The organism is Streptomyces sp. YS415, assembly GCF_023544665.1.
Taxonomy (GTDB): Bacteria; Actinomycetota; Actinomycetes; order Streptomycetales; family Streptomycetaceae; genus Streptomyces.
In genome coordinates, this window is record NZ_JAMJFL010000023.1 from 11,745 (window position 1) to 38,717 (window position 26,973).

The following is a 26,973-nucleotide window of genomic DNA, read 5'->3' on the forward strand; positions in this document are numbered from 1 at the left end:
GCGGACCATGACGGCTTTGCTGCTCGCCCTGCTGATGGGACTGAGCGTGTGGGGTGCCTTCGCGGGCATCCGCATGTACCGGGCGGACGCGAAACTGCCCGGTGACCTCCAGCTGGCACTGGAGGTGGGCGCCACCCGCACCGGCGCGGTGGACTCGCTGATCGACCGCATGGGCATGCGGTACGCGCCGGCGGTCCTGCGCCTGATGGGCCCCAAGCAGGTGGCCAAGTACCGCCGCAAGATCGACCTGGCGGGCAACCCCGGCGGCCTCACGATCGACCGCTACGCGGCCCGGCGGGCGGTGTACGGCTTCCTGGGCGCGGTCGGCGGGCTGGTGTTCCTGATGCGGGGCCAGTACCTGGTGGCCCTGCTGCTCTTCGCCTTCGGCGCCTTCTGGACCGAGGTCGGCATCTGGTCGGCGATCCGGATCCGGAAGGACGTGATCGAACGGACCCTGCCCGACTTCCTCGACGTACTGGCGGTGGTGGTGAGCGCGGGCCTGGGCTTCCGGCAGGCACTGGACCGCGTGGCGTCCCGCTACGAGGGCCCCTGGGCGGACGAACTGCGCATCACGCTCCGCCAGATGGACCTGGGCATGAGCCGCCGCCAGGCCTTCGCGGAACTCCGCCGCCGGAACGACTCCGAACAGGTCGCCATGTTCGTGACCGCCCTCCAGCAGGGGGAGGAACTCGGGGCGCCGATCGTGGACACGCTGGTGGCACTGGCGAAGGACATGCGCAGGACGGACGCGCAGAACGCCCGCCGGAAGGCGGCGAGGGCCGTTCCCAAGGCCACGATGATGATCACGACGTTCATGGTTCCGGCCACGATGATCCTGCTCGGGGCGGGGCTGCTGCTGGGCTCGGGGACGGACTTCGGCTCCATCACGGGGGAGTAGGGGACGGGCATGGGTATGGGGCTGGGGTTGGGAACGGGGTTGGGGCTGAGGCAGGGGCTTGGGCAGGGGCAGGGGCTGAGGCAGGGGCTGAGGCAGGGGCCGGGCATCGGGGTGGGGGTGAGGGGTTTGCGAGGGTCCCTGACACCACCGCGGGAGCTGAACGAACCGCAGGGGGCATCCGCTATGGCGCGCCCCCAGGGCCCCACGCGCCCTGAGAACCCCACGTGCCTACAGGACCCCACGCGCTCCCAGGACCCCACCCTCGCCCTCCAGATAAACGCCCTCCAGGCCACCACCCGCATGGTCTTCGGCTTCCGCCTCGCCATGCTCGCCCTCTCCGCCCCCGCGGCTCTCCTGAACGCCGCCCCCGGACTCGGCACCCGCCTGGTCGGCGCGGCCGTGGTGGTCACCTTCATCACCAGTTACGCCCTCTTCAGGGACTGGGAACGCTTCGGCCCCTTACTCCTCCGCCACCCCACCCTCCTGGCCCTGGACACCCTCTTCGGCGCCCTGCTCCTGGTCTCGGCGGGCCCGGACACCCCCCTCGCCTACGTCAGCGTCTGCACCCCCCTCCTCGCCGGCATCGCCTACGGCTACCGAGCCGCGGCCGTCTTCGCCAGCCTCCAGTCCCTGATCCTCCTCCTCGTCTACGCCACCACGGCGGAGGCCGACACGAGCCTCGCGGAGAAGCTGCTCCTGCCCGGCTTCTGCGTGATCACCGGCGCGGGCGGCTCCGCCCTGCGCAACCTCGTCCTCCGCTTCGGCGCCGCGACCCAGGCCCTGGCCGAGACCCGGGCCCGCCTGGCGGCCACCGAGGCCGTGGCCGCCGAACGGGCGCGTCTGGCACGGGAGATGCACGACTCGGTCGCCAAGACCCTGCACGGCGTGGCCCTGGCCGCCGACGGCCTGGCGGCGACAGCGGCCACCATCCCCCAGAACCCCGCCCTGATCACCCAGCAGGCGGACCTGGTCGCCCGAGCCAGCCGCAGAGCGGCAACGGAATCCCGCGAACTCCTGGTGGACCTGCGCCGCCACGAACCCTCGACGGCGGACGTCCTGAAGGAACTGGAGTCCCGTACCGCCGACTTCACCACCCGAACAGGCCTCCCCACCACCTACCACCCCACCAGCCCCGCCCCACCCCTGCCTCCCGCGGTGACCCGCCAACTCCTCTCCATCGCCGCGGAGGCCATGGAGAACGCCCACCGCCACGCCACCCCGACCAGCGTGGACGTACGCGCGGGCGTGCAGGGCGACCTGCTGCGCATCAGCGTGTACGACGACGGCCGCGGCCTCCCTCCGGGAACCACCCTCGAACAACTCCGCAGGGCCGGTCACTTCGGCCTGATCGGCATGGTCGAACGGGCCGCGTCCGTGGGCGCCCGGATCCGCATGGGCCGCGGCGACCACCCGAAAGGCACGGAAGTCCTCCTGGAACTCCCCCTGGCGCCACGAAGGACATGACGGCATGACACACCCCCACTTCCCCACACCCGCCCCCGCGCGCCCGCTCCGCGTCGTGGTGGCCGACGACAACCCGGTGGTCCGGGCGGGCCTGACGGCCCTGCTGACGGGCCGCAGCGACATCACGGTCGTAGCCGAAGCGGCGGACGGCCAGGAGGCGTACGAAGCGGCCCTCCGCCACCACCCCGACGTCGTCCTCCTGGACGTCCAGATGCCCGGCGTGGACGGCCTCACGGCACTGCCGTACCTGGTGGACCTCGCCCCGGTGATGATGCTGACGTACAGCAGGGAGTCGGCGACGGTGGAGGAGGCGCTGCGCAAGGGCGCGAACGGCTACCTGGTGCACGGTGAGTTCACGGCTGCGCAGCTGGTGGACGCGGTGCGCGACATCCGACAGGGCAAACCCCACTTCACGCCGACGGCGGCGGACGCACTCCTCAGCCAGCTCCGCCGGGGTGCGGATTCGCAGCAGCATACGGAATCGGTCCCTCCACCGAGGGAATTCAGCGAACCTCTTTCGCAAGTGCAACCGAATGTGGGAGAGTCTTCGGGCAGGGTGAGGTACCAACTCAGCGCGAGGGAGGCGGAGATCATGAACCTGATCGCATCGGGCATGACGAACCAGCAGATCGCCGCCGCGTGCTTCATCAGCGAGAAGACGGTCAAGAACCACATCAACCGCATCTTCGCCAAACTCCACAGCACCACCCGGGCGCAGGCCGCCGCCAAGTGGCTGGGGGTGAACTGACATGCCCCGCATCTGGGCCCACCTTTGGGCCCACGGACCCTCGTCCCCGCACCACCAGCGGCCCTACGGTTCCGGCACCACAGCCGCAACCGAAGGGAACCCCCATGAACAACCGCTTCAACATGAACGACAAGGGCCAGACGGCGGTGGAGTACCTGGGGATCATTGCGGTGGTCGTTGCGATCGTGTTGGCGATCACGGGGACGGACATCGGTCAGACGATCTACGACGCCATCGTGGACAAGGTCGACGAGGTAACCGGTTGACCCAAGTTCGCAGGTACGGCGACTCAGGGCAGGCGTTCCCCATCTACATCACCGTGGTGGGGGCCCTGCTCTTTCTCGCGTTCGCCTACCTCGCGGTCGGCCAGGCCGCAGCGAACCGGAACGGTGCCCAGACGGCAGCTGATGCGGCTGCGCTCGCGGCAGCGCAGGAGACCCGGGACCAGCTTGCGGGCAAGTGGGTGGAGGACGTACTCGACCCGACCAAGTGGCAGGACATCTTCGACGGCCTTGTGCCTGGACTTGAGCCCTCGTGCTGGCGGGCGGACGAACTCGCCGCGCAGAACGACGCCCATGTCGAGACGTGCGGTCAAACCGGCCCATTGGAGTACACGGTCGAGGTCCAGACGGACAAGTCCGTCGGAGAGTCCATCGTCCCGGGCACGGAGGGCAAGTACTCGCGGGCATCCGCAAAGGCGGTGATCGAGCCGCGTTGCGGGTTCGAACTCCCGGGCGAGGGTGCCGAGGACGACGAGTTGCCGGTACTCACCTGCGAGGACGAGGACTGGGAGCTGGATCCGGAGGACCTCACCGATCTCCCGGGCCCGGAAGACCTCTTCGACGTCCATCTGGCTGACTGACAACCGAACGACAAGGGATGAAGGAAGCAGCGGAATGAGCATTCGGTTCACTACGAAGGCCCGCAGGGGAATGGTCGCGTTGACCGTTGCGGCCGGTCTGGCCGTCGGTGTGGCCGGCTGTGGCGGTGGGGGTGACGACGACAAGAAGCCGGAGTCGTCGGCATCAGCCTCGAAGGACAGTGGGTCCGCCCCGGATGCTCAGGAGGGAACGGACGAACTTCTGGCCGAACTGAGGGGAGAGGAAGGGCTTGTCCTCCGGCTCACTTCTGCTCAGAGGGACTCAGGTGGGTTCGTCACGGTCAGCGGAGAAATGAAGAACGACGGTGACGAGGCCGCTCGCGTCTCGGTCCGAACCTCTGGTGACGAGACCGAGATCCTCAGGCACGGATCGTCGCTGGGCGGAGCAACACTTGTCGACTCCGCGAGCAAGAAGCGCTACTACGTGCTGCGTGACACTGACGGCCGACCGCTGACGACGACCGACATGCCCAGGATCAAGGCGGGCGACTCCATCCCCGTCTTCATGCAGTTCCCGGCACCCCCCACAGACACCACCGAAGTCACCTTCCAGCTCCCCACGTTCGCCGCGGCCACCATCCAGATCTCCGGCTGAGGCACCGCCATGACGACCAGGAACCTCACTTCAGCCATGGCAGCAGCGACCGTCATGCTCGCCACCACCCTCTACGGCGTCACCACGGCCCACGCCGACGACAACCCCAGCGTCCCCCCAGGCACCGAAGCCACAGCCACCGCACCCGTCGAAGTCGACCCCAACGACCCGGACCTGAAACTCCCGGAGGGCGCCACGCTCGCCGAAGCGAAGGTGCTGGACATCAAGCAGGTCGTCGAAGACCAGAGCGGAGACGAACGCCGCGAGGACACCAATGCGGACGTGAAGTTCGCGCTTCAGGCAGAGGTCCTGTTCCCCAAGGACAGCGCGAAGCTGAACGGCGAGGCAAAGGCCCGCATCGCAGCGATCGCGGAAGAGATCAAAACCCAGCAGGCCACGAAGATCCGAGTCTTCGGCTTCACGGACAACCTCGGCTCCTCGGCCCACGGCGACGTCCTCTCCAAGCAACGCGCCAACGCCGTGGAGGACATCCTGAAGGGCGAACTGAACAACCCGAACATCACCTACGAGGTCCGCGGCTACGGCGAGCAATACCCCATCGCGTCCAACGACTCGGAGTCCAGCCGAAAGAAGAACCGAAGGGTAGAGGTCTCCTTCCCCCGCTCGGACAACTGACGCGACGCTGCCAGGGGGCCACGTCCCCGCCCTCTCACCCGCCCACACCCCCCACGACTTCCGCCTCCACCTCCACCCGGGCGCCCACTTCAAGCCCCCACCCGGCCATGGCCCCCGCCTCCGCCTCCAGGACGTATCGGGCTCGGGGGCGGGGGAGGCCGAGGCGGCCGGGTTTCATGGTGCGTACGGCGATGACGCGCAGTCGGCGATCGAGGTACGCGACGTCGATGGGGATCCGCATGCCGATCGTGTGCACGCTGTTGGCGGGGGAGAGCAGGAGGGCGCCCTCAACCGAGTCCCGCCCCAGCAACCCGCGCCTGCGGGCCCGGTAGGACGCGGCGATCTCCAGAGGCAGCTCGGCGCCACGCGGGCGCGCCGATGACTCATCCGGAACAATCAACTTCCCGCGCCCGTCATTCCATTGCCGACCCATGGGCGAGTACATCCCCGCTCTGAGGCGACCTAGTCGGGCGCCGGGCCCCGCCGGGCTCCGGCGGACTTACGAGACGTACGACTGGAGCGTTCCGCGCCGCCGTACATCCAGCGTCGCGCAGTGGAACGAGCCGCCGAACGGCGCGTAGTGCAGCAGGTCGCACGGCACCGGCTCGAACCCCCACGACTCGAGCGCACGCAGCATCGACGTGTGATGCCGCTCCGCGATCACGCGCTTCTCGTCGAGCATGAGGACGTTCATGCTGAGCCACTTCCCGCACATCGAAGTGATCTTCAGCAGCCGGTCGTCCAGCGGGTCGGGCGGGGGAGCGACCAGTACCTCCCACGACCGCAGGACGTCGGGCAGGCGGTCGACATCGACGTACTCGGGGTTGACCAGGACCTTGCCGGGGCCGAGCGGCACGAACGTCGTGTCGATGTGCATGGGCGCCCGGCAGCGGCTCTCGATCTCATGGATGCGATAGTCCGGCCCGAGGTGGCGGCGCAGCCATTCGATCCCCATGCGGTTGGTGACATTGCTCCGGGTGACGAAGAGATCGCGCCCCGCGCGCACGAAATCGGCCGCGTCGAATACCGGCTCGAATTCGGTGAGGATGTAGCGCATGGGCTCGCCGTCCGCCGGGACGCGGAAATCGGGGTCGAAGAGTTCGTCGGTGAGCTGGGGCTTCGGAGCCGATGTCCACCGCGCGCCGCGCCGGAAGTAGTCCTTCAGGATCGGCCGATAGGAATGCGTCTCGAAATACCGGCACGGCCAGGCCATCGGGGTCTCGATGATCTCGTCGCCTATGACGAGCATGCTGTCGCGGGGGCAGGTGTTGCAGAATCCGCGGGACGACCAGTCGGGGGTGTGGAAACGCCGGCGATGCTCTACCGCGTCCGGACGGCGGACCGTGACGCCGAAGGACTCCAGCAGCGCGACGAACTGCTCGATCTCCTCCTGCGCCCGCTCGATCAGTACCCGCGGGTACCGCGCCCCGGCGGCCAGACCCTGCAGCCGCGCCGCCCACCTCGGGATATTGCAGGTCACGACGGGGTGACTGGAGGGGATCGTCGCCCCGTCGAGCCGTCCGACGATGACTTCCTCCAGGGGGTCCCACTCGTTGTGGGAGCTGACCGGTGAGGCGAAGGGCTCGGCGGTCGAGACGGTCGAGACGGCCGAGGCGGGCGATGACTGCAACATCACATGGGGTCCACTCTCGATGGCTGAAGTCGAACTCTCTGCATCGGTCGAGTCACCCGGAGCCAGTATTCAAAACGGTGCGCTTCCCGCACGGTCTCCTTTGCTCGTTCATAAGCGGAACGAAGTGTTCGGGGTGGACTTCGACGTGGGGACCGGTGCGTTATGCAACCGTTATAGCGCGTTCAAGGGCAGGGACGGGAGATTTGCGTGCATACGCCCCGTCGGTTGACGGGCGCCACTCTGGTGTCGCCACATCCCGGTCGATAGCGTTGCTTCGCTCAAGAGAAGCCTCGCCTCACCGGGAGCCGACCGTGAACCGCCGCCCCACCCTCCTCACAGCGATCACGCTGACCGCCGCAGCGGCCCTGACGCTGTCCGCGTGCGGGAGCGACGACAGCTCCAAGGACAAGGACAACGACAAGATCGCGGGAGCCGAGACGGGGGGCGAGAAGTCTCCGTCCCCGACGGCCGACGCCTCGGACTCCGGTGACCGGCCGAAGATCACCTTCCCGTCCGATGCCAAGAACGTCTTCGAGGACCAGAAGACGGGCGACGCGACCAAGGACGCCGTGCTCGCTGACAGCGCCCTGAGTGTGAACTCCGTGGACGAAGCGATCTTCGAGGGGGACACGGGCACGAAGGCGCTCGGTTTCTACAACACGGGCAAGGCGCTCGAGTCGTCGATCACCTTCGTGCAGCAGTACATCGACGGTGGTGACACCTGGGTCGGTGTGACCCGGTACTTCGACTACAAGGTGACCCTGTCCGGATCCGACAAGGCCTACGTCACCTACTGCTCCGACGAGAGCAAGTCCTACATCAAGGACCGGAAGACCGGGAAGGTCGACAAGTCGCCTGCCACCGCGGACTCCTACGTGCTGTACAACACCAGCCTCACCAAGAACGACAAGGGAGTCTGGCAGACCACCAACATCGCCTCGAACGGGGGAGACAAGGCGTGCCAACCGTAAGGAACTCGGCGAGGACCGCAACGGTCCTGACGCTCGTATGCGCGTCCATCTTCGCCGCGCAGACAGCCTTCGCCCGAGGGGGCTACGACAACAACGGTGACACGGGACAGGGTGCCAACGTCAACGGCGACACCGTCTCCGTCACCGCCGGAGGTGTCGTCTTCGACCACTCCAAGAACGGCAGCGGCAAGTCCACCGGCACCCTGACCTCCAGCACCAACTGGAGCCCCCCGCCCTGCTGGTACGCCCCCAAGTACACGCCCGAGCAGCTCCAGAAGTACCTGGAGCCGATCTGGAACGCGGAGTCGACGGGCTATCAGTGGGACGCCGAGCAGCGCGAGAAGTACAACGCCAAGGACCCGGAGAAGGGCTTCAACAAGGACAAGACCGGCAAGGGCTACTGGTGGGGCTCCTACGTCGACGAGAGCTACCCTCCGGGCTGGGACTCCTGCGAGGCGGACTACTTCTGGGTGGACCTCGGTGACCCCCCGCCCCCCGGCATCGAGAACGCCATAACCCCGGAGATCCTCGCCGAACTCGCCTACGCCGAGATCCGCGTCCCCGGCACCGAGGTCACCCTCGCCCCCGCGAACGCCACCAAGGTCAACCTCCCGACCTGGAGCTGGCTGGACGCCGCCGAGTTCAAGCCGGTCTCGGTCACCGCGTCCGTACCGGTGCTGCAGCTCGATGCAACCGCGACGGCAACACCCGTCTCCCTGCAGATCGAGCCGGGCACGGCCGACGCCGTCACCTACCCCGCGTCCGGTGTCTGCGAGATCAACAACGGCCGCATCGGTGAGCCGTACGCCAAGGGCAAGGCCGACCGCACCCCGCCCTGCGGAGTGAAGTACCTCCGCTCCTCGGGCGACGGCACGTTCCCCCTCCAGGCCACGATCACCTGGGAGATCAACTGGACAAGCACCAGCGGAGCAGGCGGTGACCTCCCCGACGGCACCTTCGGCGCCACCCAGAACGTCGTCGTACAGGAGATCCAGGCCATCAACCGCTGACCGTCTCCACGTCCTTCTCCCTGTCCGGTAAGTGCTCCCCCTGAAGAGGGGGAGCACTTCCGCGTACGCCATGAATGGGCGTCCGTGTCGTTTCTCCCTGCGGTGCAAGATCCGCGGGCAGAGGGGACAGGACATGGCTGGGCGGTTGGCCGTCGACGGCGACGAACTCACGCGTTTCATGAACGCGCTGCGCAAGTCGACCAGTTCACTCGCCGGAGTCCGCAAGGCCCTCCGCGATTCGACGGTCACCGGTCTCGGCACGGACGATCTCGACCGCGCCTGCGAGGGCTTCCAGGAGGACTGGCAGTACGGCGCCGAGGAGATCGGCAAGCAGACGGAGGACCTCGCCGAGATCATCGGCAAGAGCCGGGACAGCTATCTGGAGGTCGACAAGGCCCTCGAGGAGGCCCTGAAGAAGGCCGCCGGGGCGGGCGGCGGCGGGGACGGTGTCCGGAAGTGACGCTCGCCCCTGGCGCCGATCGCACCGGCGCCGCCGCCCCCGGCCCGTCGCTCTCGCACCTGCCCTATCCCCATCTCGGCTTCAACCCGGTACCCGGCAGCACCGAGACCGTCCGCGACCTGCACCGCAAACTCGCCGCCTGCGCGACGGTCCTGGACGACGCCCACGGCCTCGTCACCAAACTCCTGGACGGCAGCTACTGGAAGGGTGACGCCGCCGTAGCCTTCCGCGAGCAGCTCGACGGCGGTCCGCTGCCGCGGAACCTGAAGAACGCCGCGCGTTCGCTCCGCAAGGCCGTCGCCCAGCTCACCCGTTGGGAGACCGAACTCGACGACTTCCAGCGGCGGGCCAAGCGGCTGGAGGACGACGCGCAGGATGCGCGGGCCGCGGTGAAGCGTGCGGAGGAGCGGACGGATGCGGATGCCGACGATGCCCGGTCGGAGCTGGACAAGGTGCTCGGCCGGGCGCGGCGGCTTGCGGAGGAGCACGAGGCCAGGGCCAAGCACCGGGCGGAGAGGATCCGGGGCGCGACGAAGAAGCTGGCGCCCCACGAGCCGGGTTGGCTCGACGACGCGCTCGACTGGCTGGGCGAGAACCTGCCGGACGTCCTGAGCTTTCTGGCGGGCATGATCGCCGTGGCGGTGCTCCTCCTCTCCGGTCCGCTGGGGTGGAGTCTCGCGACCGCGGGACTGCTGATGCTGGGGTCCTCGGCGATCAGCCTTACGGCGTTGTCTCTTCGGCTCTCCGACGCCGAGACGTGGGCGTCGTTGCAGGACGGCTTCACCAAGGGTGAGCTCGATGCCGACTTCTGGAGCGCTTTGGTGTCCACGGGAGCCGATGCGGCGGGGGCGTTGCCCGGCGTAGGGGCCGTCGGAAAGGGCGCGTACACGGGCTCCAGGGCGGCCCTTCGCAGCACCGAAGCCGTCAGCCTCAGGGAGAAGGTGGCCCTCTACGGCACGAAGACGATGGATGAGGTGAAGGCCGTGGCTGAACTGGACAACCCGCTGGTACTCAGAGCGGTGCGCGGTCTCAGCGATCCGGAGAGGGCTGCCAAGGTCGTGCAGGGCGCATCAGGTCTGGCCGGCGTGGGGACCGGCGGATTCGGCCTCCACAACAAGCTGGTGGACGCCGAGGACGACGGCGTCAAGGACGGTGCCGTCGCCGGGATCGACGGGGCACGTCTTGTACTCGACTCCGGCGGCATCTACCGCCTTGCTCGGCACGTCTTCTGACCGGAAGGAGAGAGGCATTCATGAATCCCGCTCAATGCCCCACCGCGTGGGATCACCCCCCGACTCGCCGGTCCTGGTGGGGACACATGGCTGCGCATGTCGTCGGGCTCGTGGGCTGGCCCGCTGCCTGGACCGGCCTGCTCTACGTGCTCGTCGTATTCCTGTCCCCTGGCTTCGCCTTTCTCTTCGCGCTGCCCCTCTGCTACGCGATGTACCGAACCGTCCTCCAACTCCGCTGCCTCCCCACCGCCCTCCGCACCCTCCGAGTCCTCCAGCACTACCCCTGGCAACTCCTCACCCACACCCCCCGCGGCCTCGACGAGCACCCGGACGCGGAGGACGGCGGGATCTGGATCGAGTTCCCGGATCCTGCCCGCCCGGAGGGCAAGGGCATCCCGCTCACCTTCGTCAAGCATCACCGTTCGTACTGGTGGCTGCGCCACATCGGCGGCCCTCGTACCAAGCCCGAACTCAAGGCCCGGCTGGACCCGTTGTGGTTCGCCGGGGATCCGCGGTTTCTGGGCGTCGTGGCGGTCAGCGACCGGCGCGGCGCCGCTCCGCGCCGGCTGCACTTCCTGTACCGGCCGTCCGCCTTCGAGCAGCGCGCCGTACGCAGGCACTGGGAGGACGCCACCCCGCACGACCTGGAACGCGCCCGCCGGGCCGGGGCCCGGTTCCTCGTGCCGGCTCCGGCCGCCGCCCCCGCCGGGCAGGAGCCATGAGCGCTCCCACGATCGTCGTCGACGACTCCGCCGTGGACCCGCACGCGGACCTGTGGTTCGCCGAGCCGCCCGGATTCCTGCCCCTGCCCCTGGACACCCTGCTCCCCGAGCCCGGCTCCCGTGCGGCTGACGCCCTGCGCGCCGCGGCGGCGCCCTTCCTGGACTCGGCCCCGGACGACACGGTCCGCCTCCGGTTCGTCGCGCACGTGGCGGCGGGCCAGCAACTGCTCGCCGCGCTGCGTGCGGCCGGGACCGTGCACTGCGCGCTCGGCCTGCACCGGGACGATGTCGGCGACGCGGGGGACGGGCTGCCGTTGGTGTCCTGGTTCACCGTGTCCTGGCGTGCCACGGCCGTCGCTCCGCGCGCCGCGACGGCGGCCCGGGCAGTCGCCCCGGTCTCGGGCTTCGATCGCGTCGAGTACCGGGAACTGCCTTGCGGCCCCGCGTCGCTCGGCGAAGCGATCCTCACGCCGCCTGCCGGCACCCCACTGCCGCAGCAGCCGTTGCTGCAGCTCAGGGCCCACCTGCCCCATCCCGACGGCAAGCGGCTGGCCGTGCTCGCCCTCAGCACCACCGCTCTGGCCCGCCGCGAGCAGTACCGGGCGATCCTTCGGCGAATCGTGGAAACGGTCTGCTTCCGTAATCCACTGGAGGAGCGCCCTCCGAAGGGGTAGGAACACCCCCATGACCCAACTAGGCGCGATCTTCCGCCCCCAACTGCCCCCCGAGAACCTCCGTTCCATCGCCCGGCTGGCCGACGACAGCGGTCTTGAGGAGCTGTGGCTGTGGGAGGACTGCTTCCGGGAGGGCGGGATCTCCGCTGCTGCCGCCGCGCTCGCGTGGACCGAGCGGGTGCGGGTGGGGATCGGGCTGCTGCCCGTGCCGTTGCGGAATGTCGCCGTCACCGCGATGGAGACCGCCACGCTGGAGCGGATGTTCCCGGGACGGGCCGTGCTGGCCGTGGGGCACGGAGTGCAGGACTGGATGGGGCAGGTGGGGGCCCGGGTCGAGTCGCCGGTCACGCTCCTGCGGGAGCACCTCCTCGCGCTGCGGGCGCTGCTGCGCGGGGAGCGGCTCACCACCGAGGGGCGGTACGTCCGTCTCGACGACGTCGGCCTCGACTGGCCGCCCGCCCGGCCCGTCCCCGTGCTCGCCGGGGTCACCGGGCCCCGCTCCCTCCGCCTGTCCGGTGAGGCCGCCGACGGAACGCTGCTGACCGCGTCCAATCCACCGGACGGCGTACGCCGGGCCCGGCAGCTCATCGAGGAGGGGCGGGAGTCCGCCGGGCGCACCGATGCGCATCCCGTGGTCGTCTACCTCCTCGCCGCCACCGGTGCCCACGCCGCCGATCGGCTGCGCAAGGAGCTGACCGACGAAGGAGTCGCGGACGTCCCCGGCCTCGGTGTCGCCGGGGACGCCGCCGCCGTCGCCGAGGCCGTCCAGCGCCTCGCGGAGGCCGGCGCCGACACCGTCGTACTCCAGCCGACGGCCGACGAACCCGACCCCGAGGGCTTCGTCCGCTTCGCTGCCGAGAAGGTACGGCCGCTGGTCACGTAGGACAGCCGCTGGTCATGTGGGCAGGACGGTCGCTGGTCACTTAGGACGGGACGGCGCTCACCCCGCCGGCCGGTCCCCCACAGCCCCGTCGATCAGTTCGCGCACGATGTCCATGTGGCCCGCGTGCCGGGCCGTCTCCTCGATCATGTGGACCAGGACCCATCGCAGGGACACGGCCTCGCCGCGCCAGTCCGGGCGGCCGAGGTCGTCCAGGGCGCGTTGGTCGATGGTGCGGTCGGCCGCGGCGCGGGCGCGGCCGTAGAAGTCGATGATCTGCTGGGTGGTCTCGCCCTGGTCCGCGCGCATGTCCTCGTCGGTGTACGGGTCGAACCACAGCGGCTCGACCTCGCCGCCGAAGGCGGAGACGAACCAGCCGTACTCCACGGAGCCGAGGTGCTTCACCAGGCCCAGCAGGCTCGTGCCGGACGGGGTCAGCGGGCGGCGCAGTTCCGCGTCGTCCAGCCCTTCCAGCTTCCCCAGCACGGCGTCCCGCATCCGGTCGAGGCTCGTGTGGAGCGTGTCCTTTTCGCCGGCGGTGTACGGCGTACTGGTCGTGTCAGGGGTCGTCATAGCGCCGAAAACTAGCAGCGGGCACTGACAGCGGGCTGCGATCATCGGGGCATGGGTCAGCCGAGCAGCCGCAGCCGCAGCCGTACCTTCGAGGATCTTGTCGCCGAGGGCGCCGCCGTCCCCACCGAGGGCTGGGACTTCTCCTGGTTCGAGGGACGGGCGACGGAGGAGCGGCCGAGCTGGGGGTACGCCGTCTCCCTCGCCGAGCGGCTGGCCCGCGCCCGCGCCGCCCTCGACCTGCAGACCGGGGGCGGGGAAGTGCTCGACTTCGCCCTCGGGCGCGCGCCCAAGGCCCCTGTGCTGACGGTCGCCACCGAGGGGTGGTCGCCGAACGTCGCCAAGGCCACCGCCCTGCTCGCCCCGCGCGGCGTCGCGGTCGTCGCCTCGCCCGATGACGCCCCGCTCCCCTTCGCCGACGGCGCCTTCGACCTGGTCTCCAGCCGGCACCCCGTCCAGGCCCCCTGGCCGGAGATCGCCCGCGTGCTCGCGCCGGGCGGCACCTACTTCGCCCAGCACGTCGGCCCGCACAGCGCCTTCGAGCTCGTCGAGTACTTCCTCGGGCCGCAGCCCGACGCCGTGCGCAACGGCCGGGACCCGCGGCAGGAGCGCGTCGCCGCGGAAGCGGCCGGTCTGCGGATCGTCGAGGTGCGGGCCGAGGAGCTCCGCATGGAGTTCCACGACATCGCCGCCGTCGTCCACTTCCTGCGCAAGGTGATCTGGATGGTCCCTGGCTTCACCGTCGAGGCGTACGAGCCGCAGCTGCGGTCCCTGCACCGGCGCATCCAGGACGAGGGGCCCTTCGTCGCCCACAGCACCCGCCACCTCTTCGACTGCCGCAAGCCCGGCTGATCAGGCGTGCGGGCCCACCGTCACCTGGCTCAGCACCAACTCGGGTGCCGCCTCCAGGACTTCGCCCACCCGGCCCACCTGCTCGTCCAGTTCCCGCCGCTGCCGCGCCGTCAGGGCGCCCAGCGCCTCCACGGTCACCGTCGTACGCCGGCCCTGCCGCCGCTGGTGCCACACCCCGGCGACCACCCCGTCCACCAGCAGCACCGGGTAGTTCCCGGCCTGCCCACCCGCCAGCGCCCTGCGGTACGCCTCGCCGGGGAACAGCGACTCCCGGGGCTGCGCGGCGATGACGTACGCGTCGAAGTACGGCAGCAGCCGCACGCCCTTCCACTCCGGTGCCGGGAAGGACGTGTCGCCCGCCGCCACCCACGCCGGTGGTCCCTGGAGGACGACCTCCTCGATCGCCGCGTCCGTCGCCAGCCGCTCGAAGAGCCCGGCCGCCCAGCGGGCCGGTGCGGCGAGCCACTTGGCGAAGTGCGCCGGGGTCGCCGGGCCGTAGGCGCGCAGGTAGCGCAGTACGAGGGTGCGCAGCGCGTCCTGGGCGGGCAGGGGGTCGATGTGCGGCGGGCGGGTGTACGTCACCTTGCGGCCGCGCTGGGGTCCGAAGCAGAGGGCGCCGGCCTGGCCCGCCCGGTGCATGACCTGGCGCCAGCGGGGCCACATGCTTTGGAAGGCGGGCATGACCAGGTCGCCGGCCCAGGGGCCCGTGCGGGCCACGACCTCCTCGCTCAGCTCGTCGATCGTCAGGCACACCCCGTCCAGCGCGTCCCCGATCGCCGCCAGGATCTGCCGCGTCTGCTCCTCGGTGAGGCGGGCGTCGGCGGGGAAGGGGCTCGGGGCGGACGGGACCGCGGTCAGGGCGGCGGTCCACAGGGGGAGTTCCCGGGCGGGGAGCAGATGGACCGTGCCGCGCGGGCCGTGGGTCTTCACCAGCGAGCGGTCGTCCCAGAGGGCGGTGCGTACGTCCGCCCGCGTCAGTCCGGCGGACCGTACGCCGATCGACAGCTCGGCCGCGGAGAGCACCTGGGCGTGCGCGCCGAGCATCGCCGACACGAGGTCGGGGACGGCGGCGCCCTCCGGTGCCGGATTGGCCAGGAACTGTCGTTCGAGCCGCCGCGCGCTCGCCTCGTGCCAGGAGATCGTCACCGTCATAGCCCGACGGTAGAGGGGATGTAGGTCAGATTCCGTCCGCTTGGGGAGTCGGGAGCAGTGAGAGCAAATTGGGCAAATGGGGCATGTGGGGCGGTTCCGCCCTGGTATCCAAGGATTCACACCTTTTCCACATTGTTATCGCTTGCAGCTCGCGTCTCATCCGCATCTCACGTAACTTTGGACCAAGGTAATTCGCGTGAGCAAAGCTGCGCGGGCGGCACCGTGCGGTGGAGGGGGCTGCGCGGTGCCGTGCCCACCTGCGGCGGGCGGATCGCCGTACGACCCCGCGTGAACGTCAAGCCGGCGTTCGCTGCCCGGGTCACCCTGGCGGGGGAACGGCCCGGTGGCACGCCGCGCGCGGGACATGCCCGGCGCACCCGGCCGCCTCACTCGCATCCCGGCCGAATCCCCTGGTTATCCGCTGTGTTCCGGCCATGAGCCACCCCCGAAACCCCCCGCTCGCACCCACCGCCGCGTCGCCGCCCGATTTCGGAGAGTAGTTGTGGCACGCCGATGCACGCAGCATCACTTACGAAGGGTTATGGTGGAAACCCCCCCTCGGGCCGGTCCGTCTCCCCCCCACGGACCGGCCCGTTTTTTTGTCTCCGGGGCCTGCCGAGGCAGCAGGGCCTGAACGCCGCCGGAGCCTGGTCCGACCGGTCCCGCAGGTCCTGACACCCGCCCGACGTACCCTCCGCACGGCGGAGGTAGGCTCGGCGGCTGGGATCGCCGCCGGGCCGGCACCGCCCCCGGGAGCCGACCGGGGCCGCGGCCGCCCGATCCGTACCGAGGGGCTGACAATCACGTGAACCTGCGCGACAAGCTGCGCGGCCTGCTGGTCAGGCTGTACGCACGCCGGGTGGAAGGTCACCTGGACCACGCTCAGGTGCCCAAGCACATCGGCGTCATCATGGACGGCAACCGCCGCTGGGCGAAGGCCGCGGGTTCCAGCACCGTGCACGGCCACCGGGCGGGCGCCGAGAAGATCGAGGAGTTCCTCGGCTGGTGCTCGGAGACGGACGTCGAGGTCGTCACCCTCTGGCTGCTGTCCACGGACAACTTCGACCGGCCGCAGGACGAGCTGGTCCCGCTGCTCGGGATCATCGAGGACGTCGTGCGCACCCTTGCCGCCGACGGCCGCTGGCGTGTCCACCACGTCGGCACCCGGGATCTGCTGCCGCCGCGGATGCAGAACACCCTCAAGGACGCCGAGGAGGCCACCGCGCACGTCGACGGCATACTCGTCAACGTCGCCATCGGCTACGGCGGACGCCAGGAGATCGCCGACGCGGTGCGCTCGATGCTGCTCGACGCGGCGGACCGGGGCACCTCGCTGGAGAAGCTCGCCGACTCCGTCGACATCGACATGATCGGTCGCCACCTCTACACCGGCGACCAGCCCGACCCCGATCTGGTCATCCGCACCAGCGGTGAGCAGCGGTTGTCCGGATTCATGCTGTGGCAGACGGCCCACTCCGAGTACTACTTCTGTGACGTGTTCTGGCCGGCCTTCCGCAGGGTCGACTTCCTGCGCGCGATGCGCGACTACGCGGCCCGCCACCGCCGTTACGGCGGCTGAGCCACGGGGCACCCGGCCGGCCCCTCTGGGGCGGAAGTAACGAGGAGTTCACCAGGGCGCCGTTCCATGCCGTGGCATGGCAGTGCTTGTTCGAGGGCATAAGCCAAGCAGGTCGACACCCGAACCACGGGTGTCGGATCTCAGCGGACGGCACGGGGCCGTCCGCCCGGGAGGCCCTTTGCACCAGCCCGATCGTCGTGCGGTCACCGTACGGACGAAGCAGGCGAGGGCCGGTTCTCGGCCCGTGCAACGGCGCCGTCGACCGGTCCAGCTCCTCTCCGTCGCTCCCCGACCTCTTCCGAGGGGGTACGTCCTTCCGTGGTGACCAGCGCAAAGCGCCCCAAGCCAGACCGGCGCACTTATGTCATCGACACCAGCGTCCTGCTGGCCGACCCGCACGCCCTGAACCGCTTCGACGAGCACGAGGTCGTGCTCCCCATCGTCGTGGTCACGGAGCTGGAGGCCAAGCGGCACCATCCCGAACTCGGCTACTTCGCCCGGCAGGCGCTGCGCCTGCTCGACGAGTTCCGGGTCCGGTTCGGCCGTCTCGACGCCCCGATCCCGATCGGGGAACTGGGCGGGACGGTGCGTGTCGAGCTCAACCACTCGGACCCCAGCGTTCTGCCGACCGGCTACCGCCTGGGGGACAACGACTCCCGCATCCTCGCGGTCGCCCGCAATCTGCAGGCCGAGGGGTTCGACGTCACCGTCGTGTCGAAGGACCTGCCGCTCAGGATCAAGGCCTCGTCCGTCGGGCTCCTCGCCGAGGAGTACCGCGCCGAACTCGCCATCACGGACTCCTCCGGCTGGACCGGAATGTCCGAACTGACTCTCTCCGGCGAGCAGGTGGACGTCCTCTTCGAGGTGGGGCACGCCCATGTGCCCGAGGCGGCGGACCTGCCGGTGCACACCGGGCTCACCATCCAGTCCGAGCGCGGCAAGGCGCTGGGCCGGGTGACGGCCGACGGCAGCGTCCGGCTGGTGCGCGGCGACCGGGAGGTCTTCGGCATCAAGGGCCGCAGCGCCGAGCAGCGCATCGCGCTCGATCTGCTGCTCGACCCGGACATCGGGATCGTGTCGATGGGCGGCCGGGCCGGCACCGGCAAGTCGGCGCTGGCGCTGTGCGCGGGCCTGGAGGCCGTGCTGGAGCGCCGTCAGCATCAGAAGGTGATGGTCTTCCGGCCGCTGTACGCGGTGGGCGGGCAGGAGCTCGGCTATCTGCCGGGCACCGAGGCCGAGAAGATGAGCCCCTGGGCGCAGGCGGTCTTCGACACGCTGTCCGCGGTCACCAGCCGCGAGGTCATCGAGGAGGTCACCGCCCGCGGCATGCTGGAGGTCCTGCCGCTCACCCACATCCGCGGCCGCTCGCTGCACGACGCGTTCGTGATCGTGGACGAGGCGCAGTCGCTGGAGCGGAACGTCCTGCTGACCGTTCTGTCCAGAATCGGCGCCAATTCGCGGGTGGTTCTGACCCACGACGTGGCCCAGCGGGACAATCTCCGGGTCGGGCGCTACGACGGCGTCGTCGCCGTCGTGGAGAAACTGAAGGGCCATCCGCTCTTCGCCCATGTCACCCTGAACCGGTCCGAGAGGTCCCAGATCGCCGCCCTTGTGACCGAAATGCTGGAGGACGGACACATCTGACCCGAGACCGCCCCGAGTGCTCAACTTGAGGTAGTTACCCGTCAGTTGGCGCCGTCCGGCAAAGGCCGAGAGCCTAGCCGGGCGGCGCCTTCGCGTGTGGACGTTTCCCGGAACTCCCCGGGGTGAAGGGGATGTGAGCTTTCACACGCAACACAGAATTGCCTCACCGCGTCCGCGTACGGCAGAGTCTCCTTCCTGTCAGGCCCCGCATACGGCACACCTGTACCCACAGAGGTACGGAACCCCGTGAGGAACACCGCCAACTCCATAGCGTCGCCGTATGCCGCCCGCGCACCACGCGGCGCTCCCCGCGAGGGAGTTGCCCACCGGGCCCGCGCCTCCCGTGACCGCGCAGTTGGGAGGCCAGTGACAGGGGCACGATTGCGTCCGCCAGGGTCACCGAAGCGGGCGATGCTGGAAGGAAACCGTGTGAGCCGGATCTCGGTCCGGGGATTCGCAGTGGTCTCGGCCACCGCGGTCACCGCCGTCGGAAGCGTTGTCGGCGTTGCCTCGGGCAGCACCGCGCAGAACAACGACGCCGAAGCGACGGCAGCCGACGCCACGCTCCTCGCGGACATACCCACGGGCCACCAGGCCCAGGTACAGACCGCCTCCCTGACGCAGCAGGCGACCGTCCAGGCGATCGCCGCCGACACGAGCGCCAAGAAGGACGCGGAGGAAGCGGCCCGCAGGGCCGCCGCCCAGACCGCGATCGAGAAGAAGGAAGCTGCTGAGAAGGCGGCAAAGGCGGCGAAGGCGGCCGAGGAAGCCAAGGAGCGCGAAGCGGCCGAGGCGAAGGCCTCCCGGTCCTCCTCCAGCTTCCCCGTGCAGAGCTCCTACACCATCGCGCAGATCCAGGCGATGGCGCAGTCGATGGTGCCGTCCGGCCAGTACCAGTGCTTCAGCAACATCGTGGACCACGAGTCCGACTGGAACTACAAGGCCGTGAACCCCTCCTCCGGCGCCTACGGTCTCTTCCAGGCCCTGCCGGCCGGCAAGTACGCCTCCGCCGGCGCCGACTGGCAGACCAACCCGGCCACCCAGATCAAGTGGGGCCTCAACTACATGAACGAGCGGTACGGCAGCCCGTGCGACGCCTGGTCGTTCTGGCAGGCGAACCACTGGTACTAGAGCATCCGCCGCTCAACCTCGCACAGCCCTTCACCGTCCTACGGTGAGGGGCTGTCGCCATGTACGGTCGGACCGGACGACTCCGGGGGGAGTGGTGGGGAGAGACGGGGGAAGAGGACGGATCATGTCGCGAGTGCCAGGGTGGATCGGTCGGCTCGGCGCCGGACTGACCCGGATGGGAGACCGGTTGGACGAGCGCCGTGCGGAGGTGCAGCGCGAGAGCGCCGACTCCCCGCCCGCGTCCGCGCCTTCCCCCGCCGGCAAGGTGCCGCCGCCCACTGAGCCCGCGCCCGCCGTGGTGCGTCCGGATCCCGCGCTGGCCGTGCCGTGGGGCGTACGGGTCGCCGCCGAGGCCGGCTGGCGGCTGCTGGTGCTGGCCGGCACCGTGTGGGTGCTGATGCGGGTCATCAGCGCCGTACAGCTGGTCGTGCTGGCGTTCGTGGCCGCGCTGTTGATGACGGCGCTGCTGCAGCCCACGGTGGCACGGCTGCGCCGGGTCGGCGTTCCCCAGGGCCTGGCGACCGCGCTCACGGCGATCCTGGGCTTCGTGGTGATGGGCCTGATCGGCTGGTTCGTCACCTGGCAGGTCATGGAGAACATCGACAACCTCTCCGACCAGGTCCAGGACGGCATCGACGAGCTGCGCGACTGGCTGCTGAACAGCCCCTTCCACGTCACCGACAAGCAGATCAACGACATCGCGGAGAACCTGCGCGACGCGGTCGGCGCCAACACCGACGAGATCACCTCGGCGGGCCTGGAGGGCGTCACCGTCATCGTCGAGGCGCTGACCGGCATACTGCTGGCGGCCTTCTCGACGCTCTTCCTGCTCTACGACGGCAAGCGGATCTGGGAGTGGTCGCTGCGGCTGGTGCCCGCGGCGGCCCGGCCGGGGGTGGCGGGCGCGGGCCCGGCCGCGTGGCGGACGCTCACGGCGTACGTGCGCGGCACGGTGATAGTGGCCCTGATCGACGCCGTGTTCATCGGCATCGGGATCTACTTCCTCGATGTGCCGATGGCCGTCCCGCTGGCCGTCTTCATCTTCCTGTTCTCCTTCATCCCGCTCGTCGGCGCGGTGGCCTCCGGCGCGCTGGCGGTCGTGGTGGCGCTGGTGACGCAGGGCGTGTTCACGGCGGTGATGGTCCTGGTGGTCGTGCTCGCGGTGCAGCAGATCGAGGGGCACATCCTCCAGCCGTTCATCCTCGGCCGCGCGGTCCAGGTCCACCCGCTCGCGGTGGTCCTGGCGGTCGCGACCGGCGGCCTGGTCGCGGGCATCGGCGGCGCGGTGGTGGCGGTGCCGCTGGTGGCGGTCACCAACACGGTGGTGGGCTATCTGAAGAGGTACGCGCAGGAGAGCCCGCCGGTGGTGCCGGACGCCGAAGGCCCCGTCCACGAAGGTGAACGGGGCCCGGAATGACCTGGCTCAGGCGGAGAGGACCGCTTCGGCGTCGAGGGTGACACCGACCGCCTGGATCACGGAGGCGATCTTGAACGCCTCCTGGACGACCTCGCGCTCGAGGCCGGCCTTGCGCAGCACCTGCTCGTGCGAGTCGAGGCACATGCCGCAGCCGTTGATCGCGGAGACCGCGAAGGACCACAGCTCGAAGTCGACCTTGTCGACACCGGGGTTGCCGATGACGTTCATCCGCAGACCGGCGCGCAGCGAGCCGTACTCGTGGTCCGACAGCAGGTGGCGGGTGCGGTAGAAGACGTTGTTCATCGCCATGACCGCGGCGGCCGCCTTGGCGGCGGTGTACGCCTCCGGCGTCAGGTTCGCCTTCGCCTCCGGCTCCAGCTCGCGCAGCACGATCGGGGAGCGCGAGGCGATGGCGGTCGCCAGCACGGTGCCCCACAGCTGCTGCGCCGGGAGGTCGGAGTTGCCGATGACCGAGCCCAGGTTGAGCTTCAGGTCCTTGGCGTAGTCCGGGACGGCGGACTTGAGGGAGTCGAGGGACATCTCAGGTCACTCCCCGGCCAGCAGCTTGACCGCGTCCAGCGTCTCGTCGCCCTTGCTCCAGTTGCACGGGCAGAGCTCGTCGGTCTGCAGCGCGTCGAGGACCCGCAGGACCTCCTTGGGGTTACGGCCGACGGAGCCGGCGGTGACCATCGTGAACTGGATCTCGCGGTTCGGGTCCACGATGAAGACGGCGCGCTGCGCGAAGCCGTCCTCGCCCTCGATGCCGAGGTCGCGCATCAGCTCGTGCTTGGAGTCGGCCAGCATCGGGAAGGGCAGGTCGGTCAGGTCCGGGTGGTCCTTGCGCCAGGCGTGGTGGACGAACTCGGAGTCACCGGAGAAGCCGAGGATCTGCGCGTCGCGGTCGGCGAACTCGTCGTTCAGCTTGCCGAACGCGGCGATCTCGGTCGGGCACACGAAAGTGAAGTCCTTGGGCCATGCGAAGACCACCAGCCACTTGCCCTCGTAGGACTTGTGGTGGATCTGCTCGAACTCCTTGCCCTTCTCCAGCGAGACGCAGGCGGTCAGTTCGAACTCGGGGAACTTGTCACCAACAGTGAGCACGGGCTCTCCTTGCAGCGAAGAAGCGTCCGGATCGCGGACGCTTCCCATGGGTTGGACGAGCCCGATGCTGGCACACGGTGCATTGATTAGAGAAATTGCTACACTCGGTCATGCTGATCGGAGGCGGTTATCAGTGACCGTAAGTAATGGCGGGGCCAAGAGGCGGCTGCCGAGTCTGGCCCAGCTGCGGGCGTTCGCGGCCGTGGCGGAGCATCTGCACTTCCGGGACGCGGCCGCCGCCATCGGCATGAGCCAGCCCGCCCTGTCCGGCGCCGTGGCCGCGCTGGAGGAGACCCTCGGGGTCACGCTGCTGGAGCGGACCACCCGCAAGGTGCTGCTCTCGCCGGCCGGTGAGCGGCTCGCGGTCCGCACCAAGGCGGTGCTCGCGGAGATGGGCGCGCTGCTGGCGGAGGCGGATGCGGTACGGGCCCCGTTCACCGGGGTGCTGCGGCTCGGGGTCATCCCGACCGTGGCGCCGTACCTCCTGCCGACCGTCCTGCGGCTCGTCCACGACCGCTACCCCGACCTCGACCTCCAGGTCCACGAGGAGCAGACCGCCAGCCTCGTCGACGGCCTGAACACCGGCCGCCTGGACCTGCTGCTGCTCGCCGTCCCCCTCGGTGTGCCGGGCGTGGTCGAACTCCCGCTCTTCGACGAGGACTTCGTACTGGTCACGCCGTTGGACCACCATCTGGGCGGCCGTACGGGCATCGGGCGCGAGGCGCTCAAGGAACTGAACCTGCTGCTGCTGGACGAGGGGCACTGCCTGCGCGACCAGGCCCTGGACATCTGCCGGGAGGCGGGCCGGGAGGACGCGCCGGTCACCACCACGGCCGCCGGTCTGTCCACCCTGGTCCAGCTCGTCGCGGGCGGTCTGGGCGTCACGCTGCTGCCGCGCACGGCCGTCAAGGTCGAGACGACCCGCAGCGACCAGCTGATGACCGGCTACTTCTCCGACCCGGCCCCGACCCGGCGCATCGCCCTGGCCATGCGTACGAACGCGGCCCGCAGCGCGGAATACCAGGAACTGGCCACCTCCCTGCGGGAGGCCCTGCGCCCGCTACCGGTTCGGGTGCTGGAGGGTGAGGCGGGCTGAGGGGACTGCAGGGTTGAGCGAGGCAGCGGCGCGGCCCGCAGTGCCGGGTGGCACCGCGGGCCGCGCGTCGTCGGTCCGGGTCCGGGCTACTCGGTGCGCAGGCCGTCCGGGCGCATCAGCCTCAGGAGGGGAGGGAGGCTGAGCAGGGTCACCGCGAGGACGACTCCCGCGGCGGCGCCGGTCATGGACAGCAGGCTGCCCCAGTCCACCCGTACCGCCGTGTCCGTCATCCGCAGCAGGACCGCGCCGAGGGTGAGGCCCACCGCCGAGGCCAGCAGCAGACCCAGCGTGATCGGGATCGCCGTCTGCCACAGCACCGACAGGCTCAGCGTGCGCCGCCGGGTGCCGAAGGCGACCAGCGCCGACAGCAGCTTCTTGCGCTCACGCAACTGCTCCAGCTGCGACACCAGCAGACTCGCACCGATCAGCAGCAGCACGCACACCGCTCCGACGAACAGACCCGTGCGGATGGAGGCGAACCGGTTGGACTGCTCGGTCGCCCACCAGTCCTCGGCGCGCACGAAGGGGCCCAGCGCCGCCGCGGTGTTGCGCACCCGCTCACGCGCGTCGGAGACGGACGGGTCGAGTCCGACGTACGCGCGTCCGGTCATGGCCGCCGCGGCGCCCTCGGGCAGCGCCTTCGGGGTGATCAGAAAGCCGCCCCGTTCCATACCGCTCAGATCCCGGCGCGGGTCCACCGTCCGCAGGTCCGCCGGCACCTTCCAGGCGACCTCCCGGCCCGGGGCGGACCCCTCGTAGCTCGGATCCACGTACAAGATCCTTCCGGGGACGGCAAGTTGCGCGGTGTCCGTGTCGGAATCGGCCCGGGGGACGGCGAAGACGTCACCGTCCTGGCACGAGGTCACCCTGGCCAGCTCGCGCAGGGCCGCACAGTCGCCGACCGTCACCGCGGCGCCCTTCTCGGGGTCCAGGCGCTTGTCGCCGAGCCAGCCATCGGAGTGGGCGGCGATCCGGCGCACGCCCTCGGTCGCGCGCAACCGCTCCGCGGCCTCCTCGATATCGACTTCGCCGCCCACCGTCAGCTGCATCTGCGCCTTGGAGAGGTCGAAGCCGGTGCTCTTGGTGTAGTCGTTGTCGACCCCGGCGAACAGCATCTGCAGCGCGATGGCCCCGGCCACCGCCACGGCGACGCCGTTGACCAGCCGGGCGGCCGTGCCGCTGCTCAACTGCAGCCGCCGTACCGCCAGTTGCCAGGCGATGCCGCCACCGCCGAGCCGGGCGACGACCGCCTCCACGACCCACGGCAGCAGGGCGGTCACCCCGACCAGCAGCAGCATCACACCGCCGACGACGAGGTACTGGTTGAAGTCGCCGTCGTCGTTGCCCTGCCCCACCATCGGGTAGAGCATCGCGAGTCCGCCGAGCGGCAGCAGCAGCCGCCACCACAGCCTGCGCCGCGCGGGCTTGGCCGTCCGCACCACACCGAGCGGCTCGATGACCACCCCGCGCAGGGCCAGCAGCGTCACCAGCACCGCCGCGGCCGGGACCAGGACGGCCACCAGCAGGGCCAGCGCGGGGGAGGGGTTGAGATCGTCCGGGAACACACTGAACCGGAACACCTCGACCGAGCCCGCGATCTGACGCCCGATCAAGAAGAAGACCGCGCCAAGGACCAGTCCGAGCAGCGCGCCCGCCAGCGCCTCGCCGGCCGCGATCCGCCGCGTCATCCGGCCGTCGGAGCCGACCAGGCGCAGCGCCGCGAGCCGTCGGTCCCGGCGCTCGCCGCCGAACCGCACGGCCGCCCCGATGAACACCGCGACCGGCATCAGCAGCACGACAAGCACGACCAGGATCAGCAGGACCAGCACCGGGTCGGTCTTCTCGCGGGGCGGGTTCGGGTCGCCGAAACGCTCGATCCGGGTCACGTTGGCGCCGTCGGCATACCGTTCCATGCCTTCGGCGCCGCGGTAGAACGCGAGATCGGCCGAGCCGACCAGCCCGCTGTTCCCGATGGTGCCGACGATCCGGTCCGGCAACCGCTCGCGCAGCAGCTTGCCGTCGTCCGACGCCAGCAGCCGCTCCAGCGCGGGGGAGACCACCATCTCCCCCACTGCGGGGAAGCGGTCCACCCCCGGCGGCAGCGGCGCGCGCGGGCCCTCCGGCTCCAGCGTGCGGCCCCGCACGTCCGCCTCGTGGAAGACGGTGTCGGCGTTCCCGACCAGCACGGTGTTCTCGGCCTTGGGCGGCACCTCGGAGAGGTAGGTGAAGTCCGTCCGGGCGTTGCCCCGGTCGTCCCGGGCCGCCAGCGCGTTCGGGATCGCCGTGGTCAGCAGCAGCAGCGCCACGCCCAGTCCGACCCCGACGGCCGTCAGCACGGCCCGGGTCCAGCCCTCGCGCCCGCCCGCGAAGGCGAACCGGAATCCCAGGGCGAGATCCCTCCCCCACTGGTTCATACGATCCGCTCCATGTCCCGGGACCTGCCGTCCCGTACGACGATCTCGCGGTCGGAGTAGGCGGCCACCCGTGCCTCGTGCGTGACCAGCACGACGGCCGCGTTGGTGGACCGGGCCGCATCCGTGAGCAGTTCCATCACGCGCTCGCCGTTGAGGGAGTCCAGTGCACCGGTCGGCTCGTCGGCGAACAGCACCCGGGGGCCGGTGACCAGCGAGCGGGCCACGGCGACGCGCTGCCCCTGACCGCCGGAGACCTCACCGGGCCGCTTCTTGCGCAGGTCGTCGACCTCGAGCCGCTCCATCCAGGACAGGGCGGTGCGCTCGGCCTCCTTGCGGCCGGTGCCGTTCAGCCTGAGCGGCAGGGCGACGTTCTCCACGCAGGTCAGCTCGGGCACCAACTGGCCGAACTGGAAGACGAAACCGAACTCCGAGCGTCTGAGCCGGCTGCGCTCGGCGTCGCTCATGGTGGCGAGCTCGCGTCCGCCGTAGGTGATGGACCCGGAGTCCGGCGGCACGATCCCGGCGAGACAGTGCAGCAGCGTCGACTTCCCGGAGCCGGACGGGCCCATCACGGCGACGACCTCTCCGGGATGCACGGAGAACTCGGCGCCGTCGAGGGCGACGGTCGGACCGTAGGCCTTGCGCAGCTCCTGGGCGGTGAGCAGGGCACCGGCGGGCGGCGTCACTTGACCACCACCTCGGCCAGCTTGTCGAGCCGCGCGGCGGTCAGTTCCAGCCAGCGCAGGTCGGCCTCCAGATGGAACAGGGCGTGGTCGCAGATCAGCTGGTCCGCGAGATCGCCCTTGCGCTTGCGGTCGGTGAGGATCCGCATCATCCGCAGATGCTCGGCGCGCTGGGTGTCGAGGATGTCGGCGGCGTCGCGCCGGGTGAGCAGCGCGAGGACGACCTTGGTGTAGAGCGTGGACTGCAGGTACGGCTCGGGCTTCTCGGGCGTCGCCAGCCACCGCTGGACGTCGGTGACCCCGGCGTCGGTGATGGCGTACCGCTTGCGCTCGGGGCCGCCGCCGGGTTCGATGCCGTCGACCTCGACGAGGCCGTGCTTCAGCAGCCGGGACATCGTCGAGTAGACCTGGCCGTAGTGCAGCGGCCGGTCGTGACCGAATTTCTCGTCGAAGGCCCGCTTCAGGTCGTAGCCGTGACGCGGACCCGATTCCAGGAGCCCCAGAAGGGTGTGACCGATGGACATGCCCAGG

Annotated in this window: 29 protein-coding genes; 20 read left to right on the plus strand and 9 right to left on the minus strand. The window is 70.1% G+C overall.

The genetic code is table 11. From position 1 onward, the window contains the following. Positions 1-7 precede the first annotated feature (7 nt). From M8H82_RS25710 to M8H82_RS25740, 7 genes are all read left to right on the plus strand, one after another. Positions 8-898 carry a DUF5936 domain-containing protein gene (locus M8H82_RS25710; RefSeq protein WP_250077402.1) on the plus strand — a complete coding sequence of 297 codons (891 nt, stop codon included), beginning with the start codon at positions 8-10 and terminating at the stop codon, positions 896-898. 300 nt (positions 899-1,198) lie between these two features. Further along, entirely contained in the window at positions 1,199-2,362 is a 1,164-nt protein-coding gene (locus M8H82_RS25715; protein ID WP_250077492.1) for a sensor histidine kinase, read from the plus strand. A gap of 4 nt (positions 2,363-2,366) precedes the next feature. Beyond that, a complete protein-coding gene (locus tag M8H82_RS25720) occupies positions 2,367-3,110 on the plus strand; it encodes a response regulator transcription factor (RefSeq protein ID WP_250077403.1) in 744 nt (247 codons plus the stop codon). A gap of 104 nt (positions 3,111-3,214) precedes the next feature. Further along, positions 3,215-3,376 (plus strand): Flp family type IVb pilin, encoded by a 162-nt coding sequence (locus M8H82_RS25725; protein ID WP_250077404.1) that lies wholly within the window; start codon positions 3,215-3,217, stop codon positions 3,374-3,376. After that, positions 3,373-3,972: a pilus assembly protein TadG-related protein gene (locus M8H82_RS25730; protein WP_250077405.1), complete on the plus strand. Its 600-nt coding sequence runs from the start codon at positions 3,373-3,375 to the stop codon at positions 3,970-3,972. The genes M8H82_RS25725 and M8H82_RS25730 overlap by 4 nt, the downstream gene beginning before the upstream one ends. Before the next feature lie 34 nt (positions 3,973-4,006). Next, positions 4,007-4,585: a hypothetical protein gene (locus tag M8H82_RS25735; RefSeq protein WP_250077406.1), complete on the plus strand. Its 579-nt coding sequence runs from the start codon at positions 4,007-4,009 to the stop codon at positions 4,583-4,585. A gap of 9 nt (positions 4,586-4,594) precedes the next feature. Next, positions 4,595-5,221 (plus strand): OmpA family protein, encoded by a 627-nt coding sequence (locus M8H82_RS25740; RefSeq protein WP_250077407.1) that lies wholly within the window; start codon positions 4,595-4,597, stop codon positions 5,219-5,221. 34 nt (positions 5,222-5,255) lie between these two features. On the opposite strand, the gene M8H82_RS25745 is transcribed toward M8H82_RS25740, so the two are convergent. Continuing rightward, on the minus strand, positions 5,256-5,654 hold the full coding sequence (locus M8H82_RS25745; RefSeq protein ID WP_250077408.1) for a DUF192 domain-containing protein: 399 nt from the start codon (positions 5,652-5,654) through the stop codon (positions 5,256-5,258). 66 nt (positions 5,655-5,720) lie between these two features. Continuing rightward, positions 5,721-6,854 carry an amidinotransferase gene (locus tag M8H82_RS25750; RefSeq protein ID WP_250077409.1) on the minus strand — a complete coding sequence of 378 codons (1,134 nt, stop codon included), beginning with the start codon at positions 6,852-6,854 and terminating at the stop codon, positions 5,721-5,723. A 311-nt stretch (positions 6,855-7,165) separates the two neighbouring features. On the opposite strand from M8H82_RS25750, the gene M8H82_RS25755 reads away from it, so the two are divergent. The 7 genes from M8H82_RS25755 (at position 7,166) to M8H82_RS25785 (ending at position 12,806) form a co-directional block, all read left to right on the plus strand. Continuing rightward, a complete protein-coding gene (locus tag M8H82_RS25755; RefSeq protein ID WP_250077410.1) occupies positions 7,166-7,825 on the plus strand; it encodes a hypothetical protein in 660 nt (219 codons plus the stop codon). Next, positions 7,813-8,835 carry a hypothetical protein gene (locus M8H82_RS25760; protein ID WP_250077411.1) on the plus strand — a complete coding sequence of 341 codons (1,023 nt, stop codon included), beginning with the start codon at positions 7,813-7,815 and terminating at the stop codon, positions 8,833-8,835. The genes M8H82_RS25755 and M8H82_RS25760 overlap by 13 nt, the downstream gene beginning before the upstream one ends. A 133-nt stretch (positions 8,836-8,968) precedes the next feature. Beyond that, the gene (locus M8H82_RS25765; RefSeq protein ID WP_250077412.1) at positions 8,969-9,295 is read left to right on the plus strand and encodes a hypothetical protein; all 327 of its coding nucleotides are present in this window, start codon (positions 8,969-8,971) and stop codon (positions 9,293-9,295) included. Continuing rightward, positions 9,292-10,527 (plus strand): putative T7SS-secreted protein, encoded by a 1,236-nt coding sequence (locus M8H82_RS25770; RefSeq protein WP_250077413.1) that lies wholly within the window; start codon positions 9,292-9,294, stop codon positions 10,525-10,527. The genes M8H82_RS25765 and M8H82_RS25770 overlap by 4 nt, the downstream gene beginning before the upstream one ends. Positions 10,528-10,613: 86 nt before the next feature. Then, positions 10,614-11,249: a hypothetical protein gene (locus M8H82_RS25775; RefSeq protein ID WP_250077414.1), complete on the plus strand. Its 636-nt coding sequence runs from the start codon at positions 10,614-10,616 to the stop codon at positions 11,247-11,249. Beyond that, on the plus strand, positions 11,246-11,923 hold the full coding sequence (locus tag M8H82_RS25780; RefSeq protein WP_250077415.1) for a hypothetical protein: 678 nt from the start codon (positions 11,246-11,248) through the stop codon (positions 11,921-11,923). Before M8H82_RS25775 ends, M8H82_RS25780 begins: the two co-directional genes overlap by 4 nt. A gap of 10 nt (positions 11,924-11,933) precedes the next feature. Beyond that, complete coding sequence (locus tag M8H82_RS25785; RefSeq protein WP_250077416.1) at positions 11,934-12,806, plus strand: LLM class flavin-dependent oxidoreductase; 873 nt, start codon at positions 11,934-11,936, stop codon at positions 12,804-12,806. A 57-nt stretch (positions 12,807-12,863) separates the two neighbouring features. Here the strand turns inward: M8H82_RS25785 and M8H82_RS25790 are convergent, their stop codons facing one another. Beyond that, positions 12,864-13,376: a DinB family protein gene (locus M8H82_RS25790; RefSeq protein ID WP_250077417.1), complete on the minus strand. Its 513-nt coding sequence runs from the start codon at positions 13,374-13,376 to the stop codon at positions 12,864-12,866. Positions 13,377-13,427: 51 nt separating this feature from the next. Between M8H82_RS25790 and M8H82_RS25795 the strand changes: the two genes are divergently transcribed. Next, positions 13,428-14,225 (plus strand): class I SAM-dependent methyltransferase, encoded by a 798-nt coding sequence (locus tag M8H82_RS25795; protein WP_250077418.1) that lies wholly within the window; start codon positions 13,428-13,430, stop codon positions 14,223-14,225. On the opposite strand, the gene M8H82_RS25800 is transcribed toward M8H82_RS25795, so the two are convergent. Continuing rightward, a complete protein-coding gene (locus M8H82_RS25800; protein WP_250077419.1) occupies positions 14,226-15,377 on the minus strand; it encodes a winged helix DNA-binding domain-containing protein in 1,152 nt (383 codons plus the stop codon). Between the two features lie 805 nt (positions 15,378-16,182). Here M8H82_RS25800 and M8H82_RS25805 point away from each other — a divergent pair. The 4 genes from M8H82_RS25805 (at position 16,183) to M8H82_RS25820 (ending at position 21,148) form a co-directional block, all read left to right on the plus strand. Further along, entirely contained in the window at positions 16,183-16,956 is a 774-nt protein-coding gene (locus M8H82_RS25805; protein WP_250077420.1) for an isoprenyl transferase, read from the plus strand. Between the two features lie 318 nt (positions 16,957-17,274). Further along, the gene (locus tag M8H82_RS25810) at positions 17,275-18,600 is read left to right on the plus strand and encodes a PhoH family protein (protein ID WP_250077421.1); all 1,326 of its coding nucleotides are present in this window, start codon (positions 17,275-17,277) and stop codon (positions 18,598-18,600) included. A 429-nt stretch (positions 18,601-19,029) separates the two neighbouring features. Continuing rightward, complete coding sequence (locus M8H82_RS25815) at positions 19,030-19,731, plus strand: transglycosylase SLT domain-containing protein (RefSeq protein WP_250077422.1); 702 nt, start codon at positions 19,030-19,032, stop codon at positions 19,729-19,731. A 124-nt stretch (positions 19,732-19,855) separates the two neighbouring features. Then, on the plus strand, positions 19,856-21,148 hold the full coding sequence (locus M8H82_RS25820; RefSeq protein WP_250077423.1) for an AI-2E family transporter: 1,293 nt from the start codon (positions 19,856-19,858) through the stop codon (positions 21,146-21,148). Between the two features lie 6 nt (positions 21,149-21,154). Here the strand turns inward: M8H82_RS25820 and M8H82_RS25825 are convergent, their stop codons facing one another. Next, a complete protein-coding gene (locus M8H82_RS25825) occupies positions 21,155-21,688 on the minus strand; it encodes an alkyl hydroperoxide reductase (protein WP_250077424.1) in 534 nt (177 codons plus the stop codon). A 6-nt stretch (positions 21,689-21,694) separates the two neighbouring features. Continuing rightward, a complete protein-coding gene (locus M8H82_RS25830) occupies positions 21,695-22,249 on the minus strand; it encodes a peroxiredoxin (RefSeq protein WP_250077425.1) in 555 nt (184 codons plus the stop codon). A gap of 133 nt (positions 22,250-22,382) precedes the next feature. Between M8H82_RS25830 and M8H82_RS25835 the strand changes: the two genes are divergently transcribed. Beyond that, positions 22,383-23,345, plus strand: a complete 963-nt coding sequence (locus M8H82_RS25835) for a hydrogen peroxide-inducible genes activator (RefSeq protein ID WP_250077426.1) — start codon at positions 22,383-22,385, stop codon at positions 23,343-23,345. Positions 23,346-23,431: 86 nt separating this feature from the next. On the opposite strand, the gene M8H82_RS25840 is transcribed toward M8H82_RS25835, so the two are convergent. Genes M8H82_RS25840 through M8H82_RS25850 form a run of 3 tightly spaced genes read right to left on the minus strand, consistent with a single transcriptional unit; the run spans position 23,432 to position 26,966 of the window. Then, positions 23,432-25,759 (minus strand): ABC transporter permease, encoded by a 2,328-nt coding sequence (locus tag M8H82_RS25840; RefSeq protein WP_250077427.1) that lies wholly within the window; start codon positions 25,757-25,759, stop codon positions 23,432-23,434. Then, positions 25,756-26,445, minus strand: coding sequence for an ABC transporter ATP-binding protein (locus tag M8H82_RS25845; protein WP_250077428.1), 690 nt, complete (start codon positions 26,443-26,445; stop codon positions 25,756-25,758). The genes M8H82_RS25840 and M8H82_RS25845 overlap by 4 nt, the downstream gene beginning before the upstream one ends. Beyond that, positions 26,442-26,966, minus strand: a complete 525-nt coding sequence (locus M8H82_RS25850; protein ID WP_250077429.1) for a PadR family transcriptional regulator — start codon at positions 26,964-26,966, stop codon at positions 26,442-26,444. The genes M8H82_RS25845 and M8H82_RS25850 overlap by 4 nt, the downstream gene beginning before the upstream one ends. Between the last annotated feature and the right edge of the window lie 7 nt (positions 26,967-26,973).

What these genes read in the sequence shown, in the direction of transcription:
- M8H82_RS25775 (WP_250077414.1), top strand. Translation starts at nt 10,614, where the DNA reads ATGGCTGCGCATGTCGTCGGGCTCGTGGGCTGGCCCGCTGCCTGGACC.
- M8H82_RS25740 (WP_250077407.1), top strand. Translation starts at nt 4,595, where the DNA reads ATGACGACCAGGAACCTCACTTCAGCCATGGCAGCAGCGACCGTCATG.
- M8H82_RS25825 (WP_250077424.1), bottom strand. Translation starts at nt 21,688, where the DNA reads ATGTCCCTCGACTCCCTCAAGTCCGCCGTCCCGGACTACGCCAAGGAC.
- M8H82_RS25790 (WP_250077417.1), bottom strand. Translation starts at nt 13,376, where the DNA reads ATGACGACCCCTGACACGACCAGTACGCCGTACACCGCCGGCGAAAAG.
- M8H82_RS25840 (WP_250077427.1), bottom strand. Translation starts at nt 25,759, where the DNA reads ATGAACCAGTGGGGGAGGGATCTCGCCCTGGGATTCCGGTTCGCCTTC.
- M8H82_RS25715 (WP_250077492.1), top strand. Translation starts at nt 1,199, where the DNA reads ATGGTCTTCGGCTTCCGCCTCGCCATGCTCGCCCTCTCCGCCCCCGCG.
- M8H82_RS25735 (WP_250077406.1), top strand. Translation starts at nt 4,007, where the DNA reads ATGAGCATTCGGTTCACTACGAAGGCCCGCAGGGGAATGGTCGCGTTG.
- M8H82_RS25765 (WP_250077412.1), top strand. Translation starts at nt 8,969, where the DNA reads ATGGCTGGGCGGTTGGCCGTCGACGGCGACGAACTCACGCGTTTCATG.
- M8H82_RS25725 (WP_250077404.1), top strand. Translation starts at nt 3,215, where the DNA reads ATGAACAACCGCTTCAACATGAACGACAAGGGCCAGACGGCGGTGGAG.
- M8H82_RS25710 (WP_250077402.1), top strand. Translation starts at nt 8, where the DNA reads ATGACGGCTTTGCTGCTCGCCCTGCTGATGGGACTGAGCGTGTGGGGT.
- M8H82_RS25745 (WP_250077408.1), bottom strand. Translation starts at nt 5,654, where the DNA reads ATGGGTCGGCAATGGAATGACGGGCGCGGGAAGTTGATTGTTCCGGAT.
- M8H82_RS25750 (WP_250077409.1), bottom strand. Translation starts at nt 6,854, where the DNA reads ATGTTGCAGTCATCGCCCGCCTCGGCCGTCTCGACCGTCTCGACCGCC.
- M8H82_RS25780 (WP_250077415.1), top strand. Translation starts at nt 11,246, where the DNA reads ATGAGCGCTCCCACGATCGTCGTCGACGACTCCGCCGTGGACCCGCAC.
- M8H82_RS25720 (WP_250077403.1), top strand. Translation starts at nt 2,367, where the DNA reads ATGACACACCCCCACTTCCCCACACCCGCCCCCGCGCGCCCGCTCCGC.
- M8H82_RS25820 (WP_250077423.1), top strand. Translation starts at nt 19,856, where the DNA reads ATGTCGCGAGTGCCAGGGTGGATCGGTCGGCTCGGCGCCGGACTGACC.
- M8H82_RS25800 (WP_250077419.1), bottom strand. Translation starts at nt 15,377, where the DNA reads ATGACGGTGACGATCTCCTGGCACGAGGCGAGCGCGCGGCGGCTCGAA.
- M8H82_RS25795 (WP_250077418.1), top strand. Translation starts at nt 13,428, where the DNA reads ATGGGTCAGCCGAGCAGCCGCAGCCGCAGCCGTACCTTCGAGGATCTT.
- M8H82_RS25850 (WP_250077429.1), bottom strand. Translation starts at nt 26,966, where the DNA reads ATGTCCATCGGTCACACCCTTCTGGGGCTCCTGGAATCGGGTCCGCGT.
- M8H82_RS25785 (WP_250077416.1), top strand. Translation starts at nt 11,934, where the DNA reads ATGACCCAACTAGGCGCGATCTTCCGCCCCCAACTGCCCCCCGAGAAC.